General features: G+C 57.6%; 3 protein-coding genes. 1 reads left to right on the top strand and 2 read right to left on the bottom strand.

The features are described 5' to 3' along the window. Positions 1 to 306 precede the first annotated feature (306 nt). A complete protein-coding gene (locus tag QVO43_RS00460) occupies positions 307 to 1,647 on the top strand; it encodes an MATE family efflux transporter (protein WP_022486676.1) in 1,341 nt (446 codons plus the stop codon). 46 nt (positions 1,648 to 1,693) lie between these two features. Here QVO43_RS00460 and QVO43_RS00455 read toward each other — a convergent pair whose 3' ends face one another. Both QVO43_RS00455 and QVO43_RS00450 read right to left on the bottom strand, forming a co-directional pair. Beyond that, positions 1,694 to 2,794, bottom strand: coding sequence for a M20/M25/M40 family metallo-hydrolase (locus QVO43_RS00455; RefSeq protein WP_022486675.1), 1,101 nt, complete (start codon positions 2,792 to 2,794; stop codon positions 1,694 to 1,696). Positions 2,795 to 2,812: 18 nt separating this feature from the next. Next, complete coding sequence (locus QVO43_RS00450) at positions 2,813 to 4,000, bottom strand: hypothetical protein (protein ID WP_022486674.1); 1,188 nt, start codon at positions 3,998 to 4,000, stop codon at positions 2,813 to 2,815. Positions 4,001 to 4,309: the final 309 nt, after the last annotated feature.

The following is a 4,309-nucleotide window of genomic DNA, read 5'->3' as shown; positions in this document are numbered from 1 at the left end:
TCCCGCCAGGGACGAACGGGTCTGCCCTCCCGACGGAAGGGTGAGGTGCAAGTCAGTACGGGTATAGGAGGACTTTTCCCCTTTGGGAGGCCGGGACGGGTTTGCCTGCGGCGAAACCCCTACGTCGTCTCCGTCGAAGCAACGATAAAAAATTTTTGACTCTATTTCTGAATAACTATACGGCAATGAAGGTTTCACCGAGAATTTGTTGACACATACGACGGGGCTGTTGCCTGTGCAACAGCTCCTTTTTCTATGGTATAATAAATATTATCTATATCAAATCAACGAAAGGCAGGGATCCCCATGGTCCGTACCACAACCAAAGACATGACTTCCGGCAGCATTCCCCGGCTTATCCTGGAATTTGCCCTGCCTCTGATGATCGGGAATATTTTCCAGATGCTGTACAACACGGTGGATTCCATTGTGGTGGGGAATTTTGTGGGGACCCAGGCCCTGGCGGCGGTGAGTTCCACCACCATGATCACCAACATGTCCGTTTTCTTTTTCAACGGATTCTCCATTGGGGCTACGGTGATCATCGGGAAATGCTTCGGAGCCAAGGACCACGGCCTGCTCCACCGGGCGGTGGAAACCACCATGGCGGCCACCTTCTGCCTGTGCGTGCTGTTCACGGTGTTTTTCTTTGCCGGCACGGATTTCATGCTCCAGTTCATGAAGACTCCGGCGGATGTGTTCGACCAGGCGGCCCTCTATCTCCGGATCTATTTTGCCGGGGTCACCGGGCTTCTGGTGTACAATATGGGCAGCGGGGTGCTCCGGGCGGTAGGGGACACCAAGCGGCCCCTGTATTTCCTGATCCTTACCAGCATCCTGAACATTGTCCTGGATCTGCTGTTTGTGCTGGTGTTCCACTGGGGAATCGCCGGGGTGGCCTATGCCACCATCATCGCTCAGTTCATTTCCGCCGGAGCCACCCTGGGGGTGCTGCTCCGGACCCGGGATGTGTACCGGTTCTCCTTCGGGGACCTGTGCCTGGACCGGAACCTGCTGAGTCAGATTTTCCGGGTGGGGCTGCCTACCGCCGTCCAGAGCATCATCACTTCTTTTTCCAACATTTTCGTCCAGTCCTACATCAACTTCTTCGGGGCCACGGTAATGGCCGGATGGGGCTGCTACAACAAGCTGGACCAGTTCGTCATGCTGCCCATCCTGTCCATGGCCATGGCAGCCACCACCTTCGTGGCCCAGAACATCGGGGCCAAAAAGGAAAAACGGGCCAACGACGGGACCGTGTCCTCCATCCTTCTGAGCCTGGTTATTACCGGGGCCATTGCCGCCCTGCTGTTCATTTTTGCTGATTTCTCCCTGCGGCTGTTCACCGGGGACGAAGCGGTGATCCAGTCCGGGGTGGGATTCATACACGTGAACATCTTCTTCCTGCTGTGCAACTGTGTGAACCAGGTGCTGGCCGGTGCCCTCCGGGGCCGGGGAGATTCCATGGGGCCCATGGTGATCATGCTCCTGTCCTTTGTGCTGGTCCGGCAGATCTACCTGTACATCATGACCCGGTACATCAGCAATACCCCCCTCACCGTAGGTTTCGGCTACCCGGTGGGCTGGACCACCTGCTGCGTGCTGGAGGTACTGTATTTCTGGATGTATTGGAAGAATAGAAAATAAGGATTGCTGACCAAAGGGGCTGTTGCTCTTGCAACAGCCCCTTTTTTTATTCCACCATCTCTATCAGCTTCTCCACCAGTTCTCCGCTCCGGGTGAAGCTTTCCAGGTCCAGGTTCTCTTCTTTGGTATGGTTCTTGGTGTAGCCGGTGGCTATGCCCAGGGAAGGGAGGCCTTTGGCGTTGAAAATGTTGGCGTCCATGCCTCCGCCTCCCTGTTCGATCCGGGGCTGGATGCCCATGGCCTTCAGGGCCCGGCAGGCCAGAGCCACTACCGGCTCCTTTTCCTCCAGCCGGAAGGGGGCGAAGGAAATCTCCGCACTGGAAGTGACCTGGGCTCCGGTGCCCTGGACGCTTTCCTCACAGTGCCGGCGGAAATAGGCCATGTAGTCTTCCAGCTTCTTCCGGTCCCGGCTGCGGCTTTCTCCTTTCACCCAGGCCCGGTCGCAGACAATGTTGGTGGCGGTGTTCCCGGTGCCCAGCAGGGGGAAGTTGGAAACCGTCTCTGCATCCAGCCGGCCGTCCTTCAGGGTATCCAGCAGGTGGCACAGGATGTGGGCGGCGTTGATGCCCTTTTCCGGTTCGTTGCCGGCATGGGCGGCTTTGCCCCGGACTTCCGCCTGGAGCTTGGCCAGACCGGGGGCTCCGTTGATCAGCCGGCCCAGGGTGCCCGGGCTGTCCATTACATAACAGAAAGGACTCTGGAACTGGGACAGGTCCAGGGCCCGGCCGCCCCACAGGTTGGCTTCTTCCCCCACGGTAAAGGCGATTTCCAGACGGGGCAGAGGCTTGCGGGAGGCCAGGGCCCGGCGGACCCCGTCCAGGATGGCGCAAAGGCCGCTTACATCATCGGCGGCCAGGATGGTGGTGCCGTCGGACACCAGGTATCCGTCTTTTTCCTGAGGGCGGATGTGGAAGCCGTTGGCCACCCGGTCCATATGGCTGCAGAACAGGATGGAACCGGGCCGGTCCCCTTCCCGGAAGGCCGCCAGGTTCCCGGTATTCCCTCCAAAGGTATCCCCTGCCCGGTCTTCCGTTACCGTAAAGCCCAGGGCCCGGAGTTTTCCGGCAAGGGTGTCCGCAATGGCCCGTTCCTTGCCGGAAGCGGAATCAATCTGTACCAGCTCTTTGAACTCTTCAACAATATCCATAGGTTTCTCCCTTCTTTTTTACAGGATCTTGGCCATAATGGTGGCCACTACAATGGAAAGCACCGTTACGGAAGTGAAGCCGGAAATCACATAGGCAGTGCCAATGCGTTTTTCCAGGTAGTCGATTTCTTCCGGAGTCTTTCCCACGGTTTTGGCGATTTCCTCACTGATCAGCTGGGTGCCGGGATAACCGATCATCTGGCACATGGCGATGCCGATGCACAGGTCCTTGTCTCCCACGATCTTCCACAGAGGCAGGATCTTAAAGGCCAGGACGATGCCGGCTACGGTTACGGCGAACACGGCCACCACGGTGATCCCCAGCTGGCCCAGCATGCTGAAATCCACTTTGGCCAGAGAGGGGACGATGGCGGTAAGGGCCCCGAAAATGAAGAAGCCGCTGGCGTTGGCGTTTTTCTTGATCAGGTTGGCAGGCACCAGCCCCAGGTTCCGGAGCACCAGGCCGATGATCATGCACCACAGGAACATCCCCACCCAGTTGTGGGTCAGTTTGCCGCCGATGGTGCCCAGCCAGGCACTGGCGGCCCCGATGCACAGGCTGATGTAGATGGTGAACCGGCGGGTGTTCCGTTCCGCCCAGCTCTGCCGGGGGCTGTCCTGGGGAATCTCTTCCCGGGTCAGGACGCTGTCCGGATCCGCTGCCTTCTGCTGCCGGTATTCTTCCACATACCGGCGGGCGGCTTTCAGACCGAAGTAGGAGGCGGGCAGGGTGCCCACGAATTTCTGGGTGGCATAGAGGAAGGCGGCCAGGGCGGCGGTCATGGCCAGTCCCTGGTCTGTGGCGGCTTTGACCATGGTGGTGGTGGCGATGATGCCTCCGTTGATCACCGGTGCCGCAGCCAAGGCGTTGGCCCGGCCGATGAAGGGAATCAGCACCAGGCAGGAGGCAATGGCAATGGCCATGGCGATGCAGCTGGCGGCCACGGACCGCCATTCCCGCTTCAGCATGGCCAGGTCAATGGTGGTGCCCATGTTCAGCAGCAGCATCACCATGGAAATGGGCCCCAGGGTGGTGAGACCGGCCTGTTTGATGATGTCTGCCGGAATGATCTTGAAAATGAACAGGACCAGAAAGGTCATCATAATGACGAAAAGAGAAGAAAGCCGGGCCCGGGTCAGCTGGGAAATCAGATCCCCGAAAGCAAAAACGGCCAGGACAATCAGCAGTGCAGTCCACATGGTCATAAAAACATACCCCCCGAAAATAAAATGAGGGCGGTGAAGGAGTTTCCCGCCCCGGATAAAAGAATACGGCAGTTTACCTGAGCAAACTGAAAATATGAATGAAATTTTAACACGTGGCGGCAGGGAAGTCAATAATTTCAGGTACATTTATCCATTGTTTACTGATGGATGTTTACGGTTGCAATAAAAATATAAGTTTGCAAATAGAAACATTACAAAAGTAACGGAGCATGGCCGCCCAGAGGGCAGAAGCGTCTATACTCTTTCAACCGCGAAAGCTCTCCGCCGGGAGGGCAGACCCGTTCGTCC

Source organism: Acidaminococcus sp. CAG:542 (genome assembly GCF_000437815.1).
Lineage (GTDB): Bacteria > Bacillota > Negativicutes > Acidaminococcales > Acidaminococcaceae > Acidaminococcus.
Note: the sequence above shows the minus strand (reverse complement) of the source record. Positions and strands in the feature narration are given on the sequence as shown.

What these genes read in the sequence shown, in the direction of transcription:
- QVO43_RS00450 (WP_022486674.1), bottom strand. Translation starts at nt 4,000, where the DNA reads ATGACCATGTGGACTGCACTGCTGATTGTCCTGGCCGTTTTTGCTTTC.
- QVO43_RS00460 (WP_022486676.1), top strand. Translation starts at nt 307, where the DNA reads ATGGTCCGTACCACAACCAAAGACATGACTTCCGGCAGCATTCCCCGG.
- QVO43_RS00455 (WP_022486675.1), bottom strand. Translation starts at nt 2,794, where the DNA reads ATGGATATTGTTGAAGAGTTCAAAGAGCTGGTACAGATTGATTCCGCT.